The sequence below is a fragment of the Runella zeae DSM 19591 genome (assembly GCF_000423565.1).
GTDB lineage: Bacteria > Bacteroidota > Bacteroidia > Cytophagales > Spirosomataceae > Runella > Runella zeae.
In genome coordinates this window covers 82,837-101,923 of the sequence record NZ_AUIF01000037.1, presented here as the reverse complement: position 1 = coordinate 101,923, position 19,087 = coordinate 82,837, and the positions used below count along the sequence as shown (strand labels likewise).

10 protein-coding genes are annotated in these 19,087 nt (G+C 42.8%); 4 read left to right on the top strand and 6 right to left on the bottom strand.

Annotated features, from left to right (window positions below; translation table 11 throughout):
- Window positions 1–442: 442 nt before the first annotated feature.
- Entirely contained in the window at window positions 443–910 is a 468-nt protein-coding gene (locus G563_RS0111510) for an energy transducer TonB (RefSeq protein ID WP_028665452.1), read from the bottom strand.
- Window positions 911–1,433: 523 nt separating this feature from the next.
- Here G563_RS0111510 and G563_RS0111505 point away from each other — a divergent pair.
- The 4 genes from G563_RS0111505 to G563_RS0111490 all read left to right on the top strand — a co-directional run bounded on the left by G563_RS0111505 (window position 1,434) and on the right by G563_RS0111490 (window position 4,137).
- Window positions 1,434–1,928, top strand: coding sequence for a hypothetical protein (locus G563_RS0111505; RefSeq protein WP_028665451.1), 495 nt, complete (start codon window positions 1,434–1,436; stop codon window positions 1,926–1,928).
- Between the two features lie 93 nt (window positions 1,929–2,021).
- Window positions 2,022–2,672 (top strand): hypothetical protein, encoded by a 651-nt coding sequence (locus G563_RS0111500; RefSeq protein WP_229598489.1) that lies wholly within the window; start codon window positions 2,022–2,024, stop codon window positions 2,670–2,672.
- Between the two features lie 119 nt (window positions 2,673–2,791).
- Complete coding sequence (locus G563_RS0111495; protein WP_229598488.1) at window positions 2,792–3,448, top strand: sensor histidine kinase; 657 nt, start codon at window positions 2,792–2,794, stop codon at window positions 3,446–3,448.
- 14 nt (window positions 3,449–3,462) lie between these two features.
- Complete coding sequence (locus G563_RS0111490) at window positions 3,463–4,137, top strand: response regulator transcription factor (RefSeq protein WP_028665448.1); 675 nt, start codon at window positions 3,463–3,465, stop codon at window positions 4,135–4,137.
- A 64-nt stretch (window positions 4,138–4,201) separates the two neighbouring features.
- On the opposite strand, the gene G563_RS36935 is transcribed toward G563_RS0111490, so the two are convergent.
- The 5 genes from G563_RS36935 to G563_RS34445 all read right to left on the bottom strand — a co-directional run bounded on the left by G563_RS36935 (window position 4,202) and on the right by G563_RS34445 (window position 18,561).
- Complete coding sequence (locus G563_RS36935; RefSeq protein ID WP_051210917.1) at window positions 4,202–6,982, bottom strand: ATP-binding protein; 2,781 nt, start codon at window positions 6,980–6,982, stop codon at window positions 4,202–4,204.
- Window positions 6,983–7,033: 51 nt separating this feature from the next.
- On the bottom strand, window positions 7,034–9,778 hold the full coding sequence (locus G563_RS36930) for a response regulator (RefSeq protein ID WP_051210916.1): 2,745 nt from the start codon (window positions 9,776–9,778) through the stop codon (window positions 7,034–7,036).
- A gap of 319 nt (window positions 9,779–10,097) precedes the next feature.
- A complete protein-coding gene (locus G563_RS0111475; protein WP_374754499.1) occupies window positions 10,098–12,854 on the bottom strand; it encodes a M14 family metallopeptidase in 2,757 nt (918 codons plus the stop codon).
- A gap of 63 nt (window positions 12,855–12,917) precedes the next feature.
- Window positions 12,918–15,686, bottom strand: coding sequence for a M14 family zinc carboxypeptidase (locus tag G563_RS0111470; protein WP_028665446.1), 2,769 nt, complete (start codon window positions 15,684–15,686; stop codon window positions 12,918–12,920).
- Window positions 15,687–15,756: 70 nt separating this feature from the next.
- Window positions 15,757–18,561, bottom strand: coding sequence for a M14 family zinc carboxypeptidase (locus G563_RS34445; protein WP_037326560.1), 2,805 nt, complete (start codon window positions 18,559–18,561; stop codon window positions 15,757–15,759).
- Window positions 18,562–19,087: the final 526 nt, after the last annotated feature.

Below are 19,087 nucleotides of genomic sequence, written 5' to 3'. Positions count from 1 at the left end.
TCTGAAAAAGTTAAAAGGTCAATGTATTTTACCGACCCCCACTAAGTTTCAAAACTTAGGACTTGGGGGGATTCCTCAGTCTCCTGAGGTACTCTTCTGGAGCATACATTTCTTTGTTGGGACTTTTGGCGGTAGCAACCCAATAGCCAATTCCAACTAGGGTGATTGGTATCAATAAATACATCATTGCTAGAAGATAGCGAAAAGGGTTTAAAAAGAATTTATAACGTTGAGTAAAGCTCTGTGTTTAGTGTTTGGAGTGCTTGCACAAAACCTACCCAAAAGTACAGTCACCACAAAAAAAGTGTTAGCAAGCATGTCCCATTCTTTTACTCTAATGTGCCAAACACCAAAAAACATTAACTCTAATGTGTCATTTCTTTACTCAAATGTTCCAAATCTCAACTATGTTATATTCCCAACTAGAAATAATACAATATTCTTATTCCTTGAAGGGAGAACTTTTAAAACTCACTGGTACTACTACGCGTAAGGAGGTGGCCATGTTGAACCCCAAAGGTTTTATGATATCTTGGGGAATGTGGGCAATAGCCTCTCTAATCGCCTCCTCAAAATCTTCCCCCAAAGAGTTCAAAAAACCTACTACTTTGACTCCCCCTTGCGGCGTAATACCGATTTTGACATACATCTTCCCGCTGATGTCATAAGCGCGTCCGCGGCTAGGATAAACCATATACTTGGCCATGTGTTCCGAAAAATCTCGTAGCCAAGGAGTATATCCTGCGGCTTGGGACGACAAGTCGGGATTTGAATGGGCAGGAGACACTACAGGAGTGTAGTGAGCTACACTTGCTTGTTTGGTGGGTTTGTTCACCAAAGCAAGTTCTTGCGCTTGAGTAGGCGACGGTGCGAGCCAACTCATAATAACTGCTGAGATTAAACTTTTCATAACATTTTCAACTAAAGTTAAAATTATGATACAAACCTACGTCTCAAGCAGTGCTCTCGTTAACGCCCATGTTGCATTCTTTAACCCCAATGTTCCATTTCCCAAAATCAGGCCGCAGCCAAACTCCTTTTAGTGTGTATTGTACTATGGAAATGAAGAGACGACTTTGAAAGCCGTCTCATTTACGGTAGTGGTTTAGATAATAATTTTCATAACGTTGAGCAATGCTCTTATTGAGCAGGGCAAAATTGTCAAATGTGGCGTTGAATTCTACCCGCTTAAATACCTATTTTTAAAATCACGCACTTATGCGTATGCTTTGCCCGTATTTTTACCTGTATCCAAAAACAGGCATTTTTACCTATTAAAATCCTATCTAAGCCCTTTAGCTTTGTGTATTTATATATAAATTACAGCTCGATAGAGCTGCCCCAAAAGCTGCGATGGGAAACACTTTATCCTATTTTATATTTAATATATTAGTTTTCAACACTTTAAAAAACTCTAATCTTTTATTGAAATTATGGCACAAGAAAACACACCTTCAAATCTAGTAGATGAGTGGAAATCAGTAGTAGTAGATTTGGCAGACGCTCAAGATTGGGTAAGTGCGTGGATCAACCTTCCAGAAGACCAAAAAAAGCAATTTAAACCAGCCGAAATGAGAGGGTTTGTAGTACGTCGCGCCGATTTTGTGGAGTTGCTTGCCCAGACCGATACAGAATTTGCGAGGGTGTACATAGGCGTAAAACCAAACCCCGAATCTCCAACCGGCCAAGAAGCTTGCTTGGTATTTGCAAGTGCTGCTCGTAAGGGTACGATTGACCCTCATGCCAAAGAAGACGAAAAACATATAATCGTGGATTTGATTGGCGAGCAAGAGGTATATAATTGGAAGGAAGAACGCATGGAAAAATATAATTTCGAACTATTTGACGTAACTCGCCCCTGCCCTCCCATTTGCGACCCTAAAAGTCCACTTTTCATTGAAGGCGATAGCGACATTCCTTGCCAATAACTACACAAAAACTTTGAATATCAGTTGATTGAATAGAATTCAACAACAAATCAGTTAACTAAAAATCTGCAGATTACCGCGAAAAACAAAGCTATGATAGAAGGGTTCTTGATGTGGATGTTGTATTACAGTCCTTTTTTCTTAGCGCTGCCTATTACCATTGCCCTTGTACGGTTTCGTTTCCTTAAACAAGCCCTTTGGTATATCGTTGCGTTTTTAGGGCTGAGTGTGTTGGCGCAGATTTTGGCTTATTTTTTGACAAAAGCCCTTGGCAACAACCTCATCTTGATACATTTCTATACCGTTTTTGAACTCAATATCATTGCTTTGTTTTATCATGCACTATTTGGGAGGTTTTATCCACGCTGGCTAGTACCTTCGCTGATGGTATTTTTTACGGTTTTTGCGGTTGTCAGTTCTACTTTTTTTCAAAAACTCACCGAGTTCAATACATACGCTAGAGGGCTTGAATGTGTTTTGGTTATTGTTTTTTCGATGATGTATTTCTACAAGATGCTCATCGAATTAAATACTAAACGACCAGAAAAATGTCCCATTTTTTGGATAAATACCGGATTTCTGTTCTATTTTGCAGGAAGTCTCGTGCTGTTTATTCTAAGCAATGCCATTCTCAACGAAAACAAAGCTTTTAATTACATGTCTTGGGGCTTACATGCTTGTGTTTTTGCCCTTTTACATATTTTTATTGGAATTGGTTTATGGTACAGTCCTCGTCTGAAATAGATTTATACCTTGCTATTTTCGGTGGGACTTTCGTGATGTTGCTGTTGGTGGGGTGCGTAGTGGTTTTCATGATTTTGTACCAAAAACGATTGTTTAGACAAGAACTAACCTTTAAAAAAATGGAATTGAAATACCAGCAAGAACTCATCAACAGTACGATAGAGGGCATAGAGTCCGAAAGAAAAAGACTCGCGCGTGACCTACACGACGAAATCGGGGCGGCACTTTCGGCGATGCGGCTTTTGGTAGGCCAAATGCACCTCAAATCCAAGTCAGCGCCCGAAATATCAGACCTAGCCGATAAATACAAAAGCCTCATCGACAATACCATCGATAGCGTCAGAAGAATCTCCAACGATCTTCTGCCGAGTGGACTAGAAGAATTTGGACTTAGCTATGCCATCGAAGGTCTGTGCGAAAAAAGCCTAGAACTCACTGAGGCAGACATCAACTGGAGCGTCAAAGATATTCCTCAAGCGCACTCTACCCTCAACCTAATGATGTATAGACTGGTACAAGAGCTTCTCAACAATAGCATCAAATACGCCGAAGCTACCCAAATCGAGATTGTAATAGAACCCGTAGACAATGAGCTCTGCCTGCACTATACCGACAACGGCCGGGGCTTTGACTACGAAGAAGCCTATCAGAAAAAAAGTTTGGGGTTGAAAAATATCGAAACCCGAACCCGCATGTTTGATGGTACCCTACAATACATCACTCAACCCAACCAAGGTACTAGCGTAACAGTACGAGTACCTTTGGCCTCCTCTTAAATCCGCATTTTTTTATGTCTTCTATCCGAGTTGCCATCGCCGACGACCAAGTGCTCTTTCGAAAAGGGATGGCTTCGATTGTGAATACCTTCGAAAACATTAGCGTGGTATTGGAAGCCGACAATGGCAAAATTTTAATCGATGCCTTTGCTACCTGCACTCCTTTGCCCGATGTGGTTTTGCTCGACTTATCGATGCCCGAACTCAATGGCATTGAGACTACCAAAATTTTACATACGGACTACCCTTCCGTCAAAATCATTATCTTATCGGTTTATGGCGAAGACCGCTTCGTGACTCACTTGATGGAGTTGGGCGTCAATGCCTATCTTTTTAAAAATGTAGAACCCGAAGAAGTAGAACGCGCCATTCATACTGTCATTGAAAAAGACTTTTATTTCAACGAAGCTTTTCTCAATGCCATGAAAAATCGGATGAATAGCAAAAGACAAAAGATATTGCTAACCGATAATCTTCCCTCCACACTGACCTCGCGCGAAACCGAAGTTTTGACCTTAATCTGTAAACAGAAAACAGCGCAAGAGATTGCAGATGAATTGTTTATAAGTGTCAGAACAGTAGATGGTCACCGCAACAACTTACTTGAAAAAACAGGAGCGCGCAATTCGGCAGGCTTGGTGCTATTTGCCATCAAGCATCGTTTGATTGACCCGACGGAGCTGCTTTAAATCCGCGAACCCCGGCAACGTTCAAAACGTTGCCGGGGTTTAAACGTTGCCGGGGTTAGGGGTTTCACGAATGATGTTGAATAATATACTCAGAAGGAGATATTCCAAACTGCTCCTGAAACGACTTAGAGAAATAAGACAGGCTTTCAAATCCCACCAACATCGCCACATCCGATACTCGTCCTCCACTTTCACGAAAAATCTGTGCCGCTTTTTTAAGTCTTATTAGTCTGATAAATTCCGTCGTGGATTGCTGAGTGAGGGCCTTCATTTTACGGTGCATGTTGGTTCGGCTCATCCCCATCTCTCTACAAAACTGCTCCACATCAAATTTACTATCCCCTAGATGACGTTCTACGACTTCGACGGCTTTTTGTAAAAACAATGATTCTACCGTTGCTTTTGACGTAAGGTCAGCCATAGCTGTCTCGCTACCTAACTGAAGACTATACTTTTGCTGCAACAAATCTCTTTGTTTTACCAAATTTTCGACTCTTTTCTCCAGTTCTTCCCGATTAAATGGTTTGGTGAGGTATTCGTCAGCGCCCGATTCAAATCCTTCCAAGCGGTCTTCGAGGGTGGCTTTGGCAGTAAGCATCACTACGGGTATGTGATTGGTTCTCGTATCTGCTTTAAGCTCTTTACAAAAGCTAATTCCGTCAAGATAAGGCATCATCAGATCACAAATCACCAGATCAGGTATCATTTCAAAGGCTTTTTCGAGTCCTTCTTTGCCGTTGAGGACACCCTCTATCTGAAATTTCTTTTCAAAAATCAAGGAAATATATAGTTGCAAATCAGGATTATCTTCTACTACCAGCAACAACGGCAGGGTGCTACTTTTGGATTTGGGTTGATTGAATGTTTCTTCTCTATCTTCTACCAAACGCGAGCGAAGTATCAGTTCAGGACGTATTTCTGAATCTATGACGTTGTTTTTCCAAGTTTCAAAATCTATCGGTATAGTTATTTTAAAAGAAGTGCCTTTTCCGAGTTCGCTCACCACCGAGATATTGCCCTTGAGTACTTCTACCTGCTCCTTCACCAAGGCCAGCCCTACACCCGAGCCTTCATATTTCCTGCCTGCTCCTTCATCTGCCTGATAAAACCTTTCAAAAATTCGCGGAATTTGGGATTGCTCTATTCCAATACCGCTATCCGAAATTTGTAAAACAAAATGCTGATTGTCAAACATTACAAAAGCCTCAATTCGACCTCCCGTAGGAGTAAATTTAAAGGCATTGGAAAGTAAGTTGGTGACAATTTTTTCGACTTTATCAGCATCAAAATACCCTTCAAAACTAGCGTGCGACTGTTGGTAACTATAAATAATTTGGCGATTGTGGGCCAAGGATTCAAAAGAAGAAAAAAGATACCGAAAAAAGAAGCTTATGTCACCCTGCTGCATTTCTACTTTCAATTGTTTTGATTCAAGCTTGGCCAAATCTAGCAGTTGGCTGATGAGGGTTTGGAGCCTTTCTACATTGCGAAGCATAGAAGGGATAATGCGTTCGGAGGGGTATTTTTTACGAAAATCATTGAGAGGACCTACCAAAAGCGTCAGAGGGGTTCGGAATTCGTGAGAAATATTGGTAAAAAATCGACTCTTCAAAACATCTAATTCGTGCAATTTTTCAGCCTCTAATTTCTCGGCCAAAAGTGCTTTTTCGGTTTTGAGTTTTTCGCGGTCTGTAGCCTCAATGATTTTTCCCAATACCAAAGCCAAAGCCAATATTTCGAGAAAATTGGTGATGTATATCATAGGGTAAATCCAATCATAATGAATCACCCCCAAAGCGCGCAGATTGAGAAATATAAACGGTACCAGCGTAAAAAAACAAGGTATCAAAAGGTAAAAATTTACCGGCAAACGCTTAGCCAGTGAATACAACGAAATACCAATCAGAAAAAATTCGGTCAATAAAAACAAGTAATTGTTGAAAATCAGTAAGTACATCCGTGGTACTATCAAATGCGCCGCCACTTGCAAAATACTACAACTGACGAGTAAGAAAAAGGCACCTTTTAGTCGTGGATAGTTTTGGGGGACATTGAGCAGTGAATAAATAAAAAGAGTGTAAGTAGCAGGCATCAGTTGATAAAATGCCGAATTTAGAAAAGCTGCCAACTGAGGCATTTCACTAAAAATACTAGCCGTCACCCCAAAAGACCCTAATACAGAAAGTGTTACGATAATCGTATGGAAACTATACCACCTAAAAGAAGTATTACGGATATAACGAGCCAGAATGATATTGTACAAAACACGCAACAGTTGAATCCCTATCACTAACCATACCATAGCTAGCGTAGTAGGCATACGATCAATAAAAGCCTGATGCGTAAGCAAAGTCAACTGACTATTGATAGGCTCGCTTGCTTGGAGTCTTAAATAGTAAACTTGGGTGCTATCTTGAGGCAAAACGCCTAAATTAAATAAAGGAAAAAGCCCTTTGTATGCTTTATCGGAAGGAAGTGCGAGCATTCCTCCTCTCAAAACTCGGTAAGTCCCTTTGGCAGTCGGAACATACACATCTACGTGGTCATTGAGGGCATCGCTCCACAAAAAATACCAGTGGTCAAGGCTACTTTTGTTGTTTATCCGAAACCGAAACCAAAAAACATTTGACGAAAAAGAATATTGATATAACTTATGATGATGAGGTACAAAATTTTGTTTGACAACTTCCTCAAAAGACATTCTTTTACTTACATCCTGAAATACTTCTGAGTTTTCAGAGATATTCACTTGGGAAATTTGGTCACTCACGACATTGCTCGACTGCGCAGCAGCCTCAAGAGTAATCCCCAAAAAAACCAAAACCCAGTAGAAATATATTTTCATAAACACCTATCAAAAGTTGTCTATAATGAACATTAAGTGATTCATTACACATTATCTGTACTCAGAAGGTGGTATTCCGAACTGTTCTTGAAAGCTCTTTGAAAAGTAAGGCAAACTTTCAAAACCCACCTGAAAAGCAATATCGGAGACGGTTCCGGTGCGGCGTTTGAGAAGCTCGGCAGCTCGCTCTAACCGGATCCAACGGATAAACTCCGTTGCTGATTGACTGGTCAAAGCACGGAGTTTGCGGTGCATATTGCTGCGACTCATATTCATAGCTTTACAAAAAAGCTCAACATCAAAATTACTATCGCTCAGGTGTTCTTCCACTACTGCCACCGCTTTTTGCAAAAACTGCTCATTGAGAGACAATACGGGCTTTTCTCTTACCTGAGCCATGCTTTCGACTATTTGTTGTCCATACTTTTGGCGCAGTACTTCGCGTTGGCGGATAAGATTTTGTACCCTAACTTCCATCTCGTCACGATTAAAAGGCTTGGTCAGATAATCGTCCGCCCCTAGCTCTAGCCCTTCTAGCCGATCTTGCATGGTAGATTTGGCCGTAAGCATGATGATCGGGACATGACTAGTGCGAATATCAGAGCGTAGTGCTTTACAAAGCCCTAGGCCATCGAGGCGCGGCATCATCAAGTCACAAATCACCAAATCTGGAATATACTCGAGGGCTTTTTCGAGTCCTTGTTGTCCGTCAATAGCTTCGATGATTTGATATTGATTTTCGAAAATGGCACGCATATAAACTCGCAAATCAGGATTGTCTTCTACCAAAAGCACAATCGGCAACTGCCCCTCAGTGACACTTTCTACTTCATTGCTATTGTGTACTACTGCTGGCAGAGGGGGTATTATTTCTAGATAATCATGGTCAATGATTTGGCTCTCCCAAGTCATTCTGCCAATAGGGATATTGACGGTAAAGATCGTTTCTTTGCCTACTACACTTTCTACATTTACGTTTCCTTTCAGCACTTCGATGAGCTCTTTGACCAAAGCCAACCCAATGCCTGTTCCTTCATAATGACGCCCCGCCGAATTGTCGACCTGATAAAAACGATCAAAAATATGAGGAAGTCTTTCGGGCGCAATTCCAATTCCAAAATCATGCACCACGATTTTGAGTTCTTCTAAGGTAGTTTGTACTCTTACATGAACACGACCATTTTGGGGCGTAAACTTAAAAGCATTGGAAAGTAAATTGGTTACGATTTTTTCGATTTTGTCTGCATCAAAATACGCCTCTTCGTGGGTATAGGTTTGTTCGTAATGAAAAATAATATTCCGACTTTGAGCCAATGATTCAAAAGACCCAAACAAGTGCCGTAGATGAAGTGCTAAATCTCCTTTTTGTATTTCAGCTTGCAGTTTGCCTGCTTCTAATTTTGACAAATCGAGCAGTTGATTTATCAATGACTGCAAACGCATAATATTACGCTGCATTATTTCCACCAACTTCTCGCCGGGGTATTTTTTCTGAAAATCAGCAAGCGGCCCGATCAATAGCGTAAGAGGCGTCCTAAACTCGTGAGATATATTGGTAAAAAAATTGGTCTTGAGCTCATCGAGTTCTTTGAGTCGTGAGGCTTGCTCTTGATTGAAGCGCAATTCTTTTTGGGATATCAAACACTCCTTTTCATAATTTTGAATAATCCGACTCAAAAACACGCCAAACACAAAGATCTCGGAGATAAAACAGAAGTTGGCAAAAGCAAAAATCCACCCAAAATTGACCCAACTTACGAGCCGCATCTGGATAAAAATGTAGCTTCCAATTCCCAACAAAAACGGTACCGAATAGTACCAATTAAGGGGGTATTTTCGCCATACGGCCACAATATATAAACCGAAAATACTTAATTGAGTACTGATGATTAAGTAAGTACTTGCTTTGAGCCAATACCACCGATAATCAAATATGATACCCAACGCCAACACAAGCGTAACCGCCACCACTATTTTGAAAGCATGACTTACAAACGAAGGAAAACGAGCTATCGGTAAAATAGCCGTAGCCGCCAAAACCTGACCAATGGGCAAGACATGATAACTAAGGAAATTGATGGTCAGAGACGTAGTGACATTGTCGGTAAAAAAGCCCCCAAGAACGCCCACAAACCCCCAATAGGCAAACGACTTCATGATAAGCAGGATAGAATAACGCCTGAAAGCCAACTCTTTGACCACAAATGCCGCCAAGAGCAGTACATAGACGAGTCTCAAAACAATGAGGCCATTCATAAAACTTCCTGACTTGGCATCATCAATCTGCTCTGCTGCCATGGATGCGGGCGTCAGCATCGTAAATCTTCCATACAACCCCCTTTGACTCAATATTTTAACATAAAAAACCTTTTCTTCTCTATATCCAATTTTGAAGGTTATGTAAGGGTTATCTCTCTGAGCATTGCCACGAGGTACCAGCGCTCCTTTTTTTATTTCCCGAAAAGAGCCGTCTTTTTGTTGCACAAAAAACGAAACATATTCGGCAAAAAAATTGCTCCAATCCAATATCCAATCGTCTTGGGCGGGATGCGTATTTTTAACCTTAAACTTTACCCAAAAGGCTTCATCAGAAAAGGGGATAAGAATAGATCTTTGGGAAAAAGGCGTGAATACCTGCTGCTGGACTTGCGGAAACGAAAGAGAGGCATTTTTATCTTCAAACACCGCAATTTGGTCAGTAATATTTAAAGATTTTGTAGTGGGAGTGAGAACAACCTCTTGGCTAAGTGCAATGAAAGAACAAAAACAGCAAACAACAAAGAAGAGTATTTTCATTACAATAGGGTAAGAGTTTTTTAACGTTGGGTACTATAAAACAGTCATTTCAAAAGAGTTAGTTTCCTAAAAACTAACCCTTTTAACAACAAAAGGGTACCATATAGGATTCCAAAGATAATTAATAACAAAAAAGGAAGTCAAGTAACTCGCTATTTTACATCAATAAAAATGGTCAAGGAGTAAGTGAAGGTATATCACTATCTTCAGGGAAAGCTTTTGGGATGAACAAAAAGTATTTTGAATAAGCCCCTAAAAAAACACCGCACCAAGCAGCAAATACTACTTGGTGCGGCAGCGAGGTTAAACTAAGATAGCGCTAGAAATTAGCTACGGAATAAAGTTGATTAAAGAGTAGTTTAAACGTTCCTTGCGCTTGGGTTCGGAACGTAATCTCGGGTCCAAAAGCATAGAGCTTGCCAGCGCCTACGGGTGCTTCAAAGGCCGCTACGCCATCCTGAATGTAGGCCTGCCCCCACGCCCAACCACTACGAAGGGGTTTGGCAGTCGAAAACCACGCTAAAGGCTTTACTTGCCCTTTGGCTACTGCCGCTGGTGCAAGCTTGAAGACGGGACTCGAATCGAAGTAAACATCCGTTTGCGCAGACATTCCCCAAGTAGCTGCTTGCGTAGAATCAAGAGTGACCCGCAAAACACTTCCAGGAATATAATATTTTTCGGCTGGCAGTGGACGCTCTACGCCTGCGTTGGTCATTTCGTTGAGAGCACTTTTTACGGGTAAGCCCAAATGATATGCCAAATTGGTGCTACTTCCGATGGTCACTACTTTACCGCCTTCCTCTAAAAATTTCTTTATCTGCGGAATAGATTTGTTGGCAGTAATACGTCCTAACCAACGATGATACTCAGCTGGAATATCTTCTGTCTTGGGTTCCCGACTAGAATAAATGCTGTAGATATCGTTGTCGCGGCCACCTCCGGCGGCAGGAATTGCGCGCGTTACAAAAATGATTACATCAAATTTTTTGCGTAAATCACCCGCATCAATATCTTGGGCGTACACTACTTGCATCGGAAACTTATACTGCTCCATCAGCCAACGTACCCAACCCGACGGCATAGAGCCTCCGTAGTTGTCCCAAAGGGCAATTTTTAGCGGTGCCACTTTGGCCAATCCGCTCGTTGGGCGTTTAGCAACCCCACTTACTTCGAGACCCAATTCTTTGGCGGCTTTTTCTAAAATAGGCTTGGCTTTGGCTGAAGCAGCTACGTAAAATGCCCCTGCTTCTACCGACGACTTGCCGGCCAATCCTTGCGGTAAGCGGTATACTTCTACTCCCGCACTCAACAACTCGTTGACCACAATGAAAGAATTGTTCGCTTGGGCACTCAAAGTATATCCACCCGGCGCCGCACTCTCTATTTTTCCAGCAGGTGATTGTACTTCTCCGTACGGAACGGCTTGGAAAGGCCCATCAAACCCGTCTAAAACACGGTCAAATTCTACACCCATTTGATAGGCAAGAGTCCATCCAGCAGCATCATATGGACGCGTAGGAGGCCCACCCGGATAAGGAAAATCGTTGGGGTGATCTTGCGGTTCAAACATATCCAATACATGTGGACGAAACGCCTGTGCGGTTTTGACGATATACGAACCCGCAGGGTAAGTTTTGCCACCTACACTAAACTCAGCCGTAGCTTTATGTACTAAGATACCTGTTTTAATCAAAGCATTCACAAACTTAACCGCCGTAGGAAAGTCACGTTGAGTAGAAGGAATAATATACCCACGTGCATCACGAAGGTTTTTGTCTTTCAATACCGCATCATAGTATTTTACGGGTATACCTCCTCTAAATCCAAGTGGGTCGTTGGCGGCATTGGCCGAATCGGGCTTAGAACTTCTATCACTTTTTTGAGCAGCTGTGATAGCATCTACTTTTTTGGGAGAAAGCGTCCAGTAATCTGTACTACCACGTTCAATCGAATTTCTACCCATGTGATAAATATTGTATAGCAACTCGTCGCTGTGGCGAGCAGCATAGTCCAATACAGCATAGTTGAGCGACAACGAATAGTCGATTGATTGCTTGAAGTGCCATTTTTGGGGGGTTACGGGAAAAGGGGTGGCTCCATTTGGAATCAAGCGGTTGGGGACAAGCGGCACATTTTCGGGAGTAGGGCCGCCGATGATTTCGGTCAAAAGCCCAATCATGTTGTGGAAGTGCGTAGTGGTACGCAAACCACCATTGTACCAAGTAGAAAAAACCGAACCATTAAGGCGAGTAAAACCTGGCTTATCTTCGGAAATGAGGCGATTGACCATCGCTGCCCCTACCGCGTCAATGCCCGTAATCATCAATGGATGAAATACATAATTGAAAGGGTCGCGGTAAGGTGGCCCAGCCAAAATCGAACCCGCAGGCCCACGTTGGTGGTGGTTGTACATAATCTGCGGAATCCATTCTACAAACAACTGACGACCAATATTTTGTGACTCTTTCATATGCAACATAAAAAAGTCGCGGTTGTTGTCGTGGCCTACGTATTTTTGATACAAACGAGGCAGCTGATCAAGCGAACGCTTTTCGGGTGTAGGGTTGCGCATATACCAATTCCCCACCAATTCGTGTCCGTCGGGGTTGGCATGGGTAAGTAGCACCACTACATTGTCAAGAATCCGCATATTTTCGGGGTCTTTGCGGCTTATGAGTTGCCATGCCGTTTCGATGAGCTGCATTGTAGCTACGGTCTCTGTGGAGTGAAGCCCTCCGTCAATCCATACGACTGCCTTACCTTCGTTGGCCAAAGCCCGTGCTTGCGCTTCGCTGATACCTTCGGCACGTGCCATCTTGGTCGAAATTTCTTGATAGCGAGCCAATTTTTTGAGATTTTCGGGCGATGACACGATCAACATATATTGGTGACGACCTTCTTCGGTCATTCCAATATCAACTAATTTTGCCCTATCCGAAGCCGCCAATTTTTTAAAATAAGCTTCTGTTTGAGTGTAATTAGAAAGTTGATAATCGTCACCAATGTTAAACCCAAAATGTTCTTTGGGAGAAGGTATCGTTTGGGACCATGCCACCGTAATACCCAACAGCAACATGATAAGAAGTGATTGAAGAAAGTTTTTAAGCATAGTTGAAATAAAGAAGTGTATGAAAAAAAATTAAAGATGATTCCAATTGATAATTGCATTCCAAAGTAGCGGCGCATCGTGGTGATTTAGAAAACGATGCAGAGGGTCAAACGTAAAGGCAATCACACGGCCTTGTCCGACGGGTACGTTAAAAATTCCCCCATGACCGATAATCGTTTGTTCGTTGCGCACCATACCCGATAGTACATAGGGGTCTTCTTTTTTAGGAGTCTGATTGTCGGGTGTTTTCACTACTTTTTTGTCGGGCATCCCCATGATAGGCCCTTTATACTCTTCATCTTCTTTGAGGAGCTTAGTCCCATATTGAAGGAGCATCATGTCGCGGTCTCTTTTTTCGGTTTGCAACAAAGGCCCCATACCTTTAAAAAGATAAAATACCTCAGGATAGCCGTACAGAATCGGATGCTCTTTTTGACGGGCCTTGACCTGCACCACCGACCCCGGATGAAAAAGCGTAGGCGCGTTATAGACTTTCAAATCGCGCGCTATTCCTGCTTCGGCTATCATCATAGAGGTATTGTCGAGAGTAATCAGAACACCTCCTGCTTCCACAAATTTTTTGAGCTGCTCTACCCCCTCAAAACCTGGCCCACCAGTCATATCCGGTGTTGAGTCAGGCGTGCCATGTGAAGGAAATTCGTTGGTTTTGGTGTAAGCAAGAGGGCCAAATTTGGGGTCAATTTCGTGGATAAAATCACTCACTCCGCCACGCATTCGAGGCATTAAAATAACGTCAAATTTTTTCCTCAAATCCCCAGCTTTCAACATGTCTTTGTGAATAGACGTATAAGGAATACCCCGCTGCTCAAAGGTATAACGCGCCCAGCCTTCATCTTGGGTATTGTACCAGCTATGATAAATAGCCACGCGAGGGGCGACGATTTCGTGCTGTTTGACAGTAGGGAGCGTTTTGGACAATTGTAAATCAAACCCAAACTGAGCCGTCAGTTGCTTGGCTTGCTCAGCCGTGATTCCTTTGAATACGATACTTCCCGCCGCGAGGGTATCTTTCAATCCTTCGACGGTAGCTTTGGCGTCTAACACTACCGCTTTGGCGTCTTTATTTTGAGAATAAAGCCAATAAATCGCAGGTAATACCGTATTTTGAGCTTTGTAAGGAAGCACATAATTACCTCCTTCTCCTTTGATTTCGCCCACGTATTTCACGTCGTTGGCTACCATTTTAAGGTCACTTAGTTGGTATTTTATGGTATCTTGCGGAGTCACCGTAACCCCATACAAGTACCCCAGCATCCAAGCAATATCGTCGTAAGGTGGAAACTTCGCTTCTTTAGGATAGTTTTGTTTGGTCAACAACGACACCGCCAAATTGCGGTAAGGTTGGTTTAACAAAACCACATAATCACCCTGATTAGCTCCTGATTCAGCTTTGTGAATTTCGATGCCTTGCCCCCGAAGCTGATTTACCAAATAAGCTGCCATTGCAGGGTCGCGTTGGTTTTTAGGGATTACAAAAGCCCGTGGCGTTTCTTCTATGCCTTTTTTGATATTGTTAAGACTTTTTTGATAAAAGTTTTTCAACAACAACTGACCGTTGGTAGCCGCATAAGACAAAGAGGCTATCACCCCCGCCTGCATATAGTTGATGTTGTTACGAAAAGACCAATTCACTTTTTCGGTAGCTGGATAGGGCCGATACCATTCTTTGCTCGTGACCGCATCGCCCGCGTATTTTTGGTTTGACAAATCGCGCAAATAAGTATTGGCACCTGCATTGCCAAAAGTCTCATAAAAACGCCCGATAGAGTTGTGATTGTTGGCCACCCAAATACCGTATCCTGGATACCATCCATCATAAAATGCCCAATTGAACGCCCCTGGCAAACCTTGAGTCGCAAGGGAAGTCATATCATGGTCGGCCATGACTTGCCATTCGCCGATAGTGATAGGGTCGATGGTTTCGTTGTACGGCCCTGTACCAGTAGATATATACAGCAAAGGCACCGATTCGTGCAAGTCGAGCATTGCAATCGGGTGCCAATCGTAGTAGATTTTATAAATGGTTTTGGTAATAGCTTGCGATATCTGAAGACCATCGCGGTTGTTGTCGTGGTAGGTATATTTACCCCAATACGGTGGCGATTTTGGGAAGCCATCATCATAAGACTTACGAGCTTTAGAATAGCGATAATACCACTCTACTTGCTTGTCCCAGCCGTCGGGTTCGGAGACGGGATTGATGAGTACGATGATATTTTCACGAATGGCCTTGATATCAGGTGCTTGGCTTGTTACCAACCGATAGGCCAGTTCCATCAGCATTTCGGGAGAGCCCATCTCAGGAGAGTGCATACCTCCGTTGAGATAATAAACCACCTTCGAATCCACCAAAATTTTACTCACATCTTGCCCTACTAGCTTGCGTGGGTCGGCTAGGAGAGCTAGTTGTTTTTTATAATGTTCAAGTTTTTTGAGGGTTTCTTTGCTACCAATCGCTATCAGATTCATCGGGCGTCCTTCTTCACTTATACCTGCTTGTTGCATGGTAATATGCGGCGAGGTTTCGGTCAATTTTTGGAAATACCCATAAATTTCGGAAGTACGATGCAGTACCCCTTCTGCTCCAATGATAGCACCGAAGTGCTTGAGCGGCGAAGGCACTTTTGCATCAATAGGAAGATTCAATACCGACGAAGGCAAGAATTTGGTATCGGTCGTAAACTCTTTTATTTTTTGGTTGTAGGCTTCGTCAATCACCTGAGCTTGCAGCGACAAAGCCCACAATCCCAATGAAAGAGTATAGTAGATTTTTTTCATAGGTATACGATTTTATAAATGAAGCCTCCATTGATTAGCAACAAGCGATAACCAATGGAGGCGTTTTATCTTATTTTTCGGTAGCACCCATTCCCAAATGATTCCAGTGCATCAACACGTTCCATACCATAGGGGCATCGTGATGATTGATATAGCGGTGTAGCGGATTGAAAGTAAAAGCCACGATTCGCCCTGCTCCTACTGGCACGTTGAAAATTCCGCCATGACCAATAATGGTCTGCTCATTTTTTACCATTCCCGACAATACATAAGGCTCTTCTTTTTTGGGAGTGGCTTTTTTTGTTTCTTTTTCTACCTTTTTATCAGGAAGCCCCATGATAGGGCCTTTGTATTCTTCTTCATCTTTGAGCGGCTTGGTGCCATACTGAAGCACCATCATATTACGATTATGCTTTTTGGTCTGTAAAATGGGCGCAATACCTCTAAAAATCGGAAACACCTCTGGGTAGCCGTACAAAATCGGGCTATCGGTTTGGCGGGCTTTGGCCTGTACAATCGACCCTGGATGAAACAATCCCGCCGCTTCTGTTTTTTCCAAATCACGCGTAATACCCGTTTCGGCTATCATAGTTGCCGAATTTTCCAAAGGTACTAATACGCCTCCTGCTTCCACAAATTGTTTGAGCTTATCAAGGCCATCAAAGCCCGGGCCACCCGTCATGTCGTCGGTAGCATAAGGGATACCATGCGAAGGATATTCAGCGGTTTTTGTGTAAGGAAGCGGGCCAAATTTTTTATCAATTTCGTGAATAAAATCACTTGCCGAGCCTCTCATCTTAGGCACGACAATCACGTCAAATTTTTGTTTCAAATTACCCGCCTTGAGGTCGTCTTTGTGAATAGAAGTGTAAGGAATGCCACGTTGCTCAAAAGTAAATCTTACCCATCCTTCGTCTTGGGTATTGAACCAGCTATGATAAATCGCTACCTTGGGTAAGGTCAATTCATGCTGTTTGGTAGAGGGGAGTGTGGTGACGGGCCATAAATCTATCCCAAACTGCGACGCTATTTTTTTTGCATCTTCGGCAGCAAGTCCTTGCAATACAATAGAGCCTGCGCCCAACGTATCTTTGACTCCAGCCACTGCTGTTTTGGTTTCCAAAACACTGATTTTAGTAGACTTACCTTGATTCTTCAGCCAATAAAGTGCTGGCAAAACTGTATTCTGAGCTTTATAATTGATGACATAGTTGGTGGCTTCTCCGTCCACTTTTCCTATGTATTTGGCATCTTCGGTAAGGAGCTTAAGGTCTGAAACCGAGAAAGTAAGCGTATCCTGCGCTTTTACGTCTACGCCATTGAGGTAGCCCAAAGTCCATGCAATATCATCATAAGGCGGAAATTTAGCTTCTTTAGGGTAGTTTTGTTTGGTCAACAACGATACCGCCAAATTGCGATAAGGCTGTTCCAACATTACCACATAATCTCCTTGGTTTTTACCGCTTTCGGCTTTGTGGACTTCAATACCTTGGCCGCGCAATTGATTCACCAAATAAGCCGCCATCGCAGGGTCGCTTTGTTTTTGGGGAATCACAAAGGCCTTGGGCGATTCTTCTTTGCCTTTTTTGATAGCATTGAGTCCTTTTTGGTAAAAGTTGGTCAACAACACTCTTTTGTTGTTTGCCGCATACGACAATCCTGCCAATACCCCCGCTTGCATATAATTGATGTTGTTGCGATACGACCAATTTACTTTTTCGGTCGCAGGATCAGGGCGGTACCATTCTTTGCTCGTAACGGGATCGCCCGAATACTTCTGAGTCGATAAATCACGCACATAAGTAGTAGCCCCTGCGTTGCCGAATGTTTCATAAAAACGGCCTACGGAATTGTGGTTGTTGGCAATCCAAAAAGCATAGCCGGGATTCCATCCGTCATAAAATGCCCACGTAAATACTCCCGGCAATCCTTGCGAAGCAAGGGCGGTCATTTCGTGATTGGCCATGACTTGCCATTCGCCGATAGTAATGGGGTCGATAGATTCGTTGTAAGGTCCTGTACCCGTTGAAATATACAACAACGGCACGGACTCGTGTAAGTCCAACATAACCGTAGGATGCCAGTCAAAATAAATCTTGTACATGGCTTTGGTCAGGGCTTGCGACATCTGCAACCCGTCGCGGTTGTTGTCGTGGTAGGTGTATTTGCCCCAGTACGGCACTCTCGGAAACCCGTCTTCAAAGTTTGTGCGATTTTTGGTGTATCGATTATACCAATCCACTTGTTTGTCCCAGCCATCTGGCTCCGATACGGGATTGATAATGAGAATGATATTGTTACGAATCGCTTTGATTTCGTCAGATTGCCCGGTGATGAGTCGGTAGGCCAATTCCATCACCATTTCGGGAGAGCCCATTTCGGGAGAGTGAAGCCCACAATTGATATAATACACCGGCTTACTGTCACCCAAAATTTTCTCCAAATCTTGAGCAGTTGTTTTGCGAGGGTCGGCTAGTAAAGCCAATTGCTTTTGATAGTGCGCCACTCGTTTGATAGCATCTTCATTGCCAATAGTCACTAGCTGAATCGGGCGGCCTTCTTCGCTCGTGCCTACTTGGCTGATTTTGAGGAAGGGCGAAACCTGCGATAATTTCTGAAAATAGCCGTAAATCTCCGTAGTGTGATGCAATACCCCCGGTGCGCCAATGATACTACCAAAATGTTTGAGAGGAGAAGACACCTTGGGGTCATCGGCAAGATTGAGCACCGAAGAAGGCAAAAAACGGGTGTCGGTAGTGTACTCTTTGATTTTTTGATTATAGGTCTCATCGATTTTTTGCGCCTGCAAAGAAGAAGCTACCGACAACGCAACACATGAGACTAACAAAGGTTTAAATAGATGTTGGAAGTGCATATAAGTTAGGTTAAGAAAAGTATAAGCTGATGAAGCGAACAATAGTTAAAGATTACATTATATCCTTCTTATTTCAAGTGTCGCCAAAATTTAATTTTCAATATTTCCCAATAAACCGCATCAAATATAAAAATAATACCAACTTTTTAACGACTAATGGGCACTCAGTTAAGCAATTATATTAAGTATTCCCCCTAGTTTTCATTTTCTGTTCATTCGTTGATTGCACTATTGGGAGTGTGTGGGTGTCCAAAATTAAAACCATTGGGTATATGAAATAGGCATCTCACCCCAAGATGCGACGAACAGGCATAAATTGCACCTGAAAATTGTCGAAAGCACGGCTTTGGAGGGCTGATAGCTCTTCTCGAAAGCAAGTAAATGACCGTGAAAGGAGAAATAACCCAATACTCATTTTCAGCAACTCTCCTACTCATTCGATTATTTTGGAAGCTCTCGCTCCAAAATTCCTCTATCTTTGCAAGACCCTTTTGAGTCAGAAAACAAGCTCTATTTTCAAAAAGAT

Bases quoted from the DNA above. Each gene is read 5' to 3' on its own strand.
- G563_RS0111510 (WP_028665452.1), bottom strand. From the start codon at position 910: ATGAAAAGTTTAATCTCAGCAGTTATTATGAGTTGGCTCGCACCGTCG.
- G563_RS36935 (WP_051210917.1), bottom strand. From the start codon at position 6,982: ATGAAAATATATTTCTACTGGGTTTTGGTTTTTTTGGGGATTACTCTT.
- G563_RS0111490 (WP_028665448.1), top strand. From the start codon at position 3,463: ATGTCTTCTATCCGAGTTGCCATCGCCGACGACCAAGTGCTCTTTCGA.
- G563_RS0111475 (WP_374754499.1), bottom strand. From the start codon at position 12,854: ATGTTGCTGTTGGGTATTACGGTGGCATGGTCCCAAACGATACCTTCT.
- G563_RS0111505 (WP_028665451.1), top strand. From the start codon at position 1,434: ATGGCACAAGAAAACACACCTTCAAATCTAGTAGATGAGTGGAAATCA.
- G563_RS0111495 (WP_229598488.1), top strand. From the start codon at position 2,792: ATGGAATTGAAATACCAGCAAGAACTCATCAACAGTACGATAGAGGGC.
- G563_RS0111470 (WP_028665446.1), bottom strand. From the start codon at position 15,686: ATGAAAAAAATCTACTATACTCTTTCATTGGGATTGTGGGCTTTGTCG.
- G563_RS34445 (WP_037326560.1), bottom strand. From the start codon at position 18,561: ATGCACTTCCAACATCTATTTAAACCTTTGTTAGTCTCATGTGTTGCG.
- G563_RS0111500 (WP_229598489.1), top strand. From the start codon at position 2,022: ATGATAGAAGGGTTCTTGATGTGGATGTTGTATTACAGTCCTTTTTTC.
- G563_RS36930 (WP_051210916.1), bottom strand. From the start codon at position 9,778: ATGAAAATACTCTTCTTTGTTGTTTGCTGTTTTTGTTCTTTCATTGCA.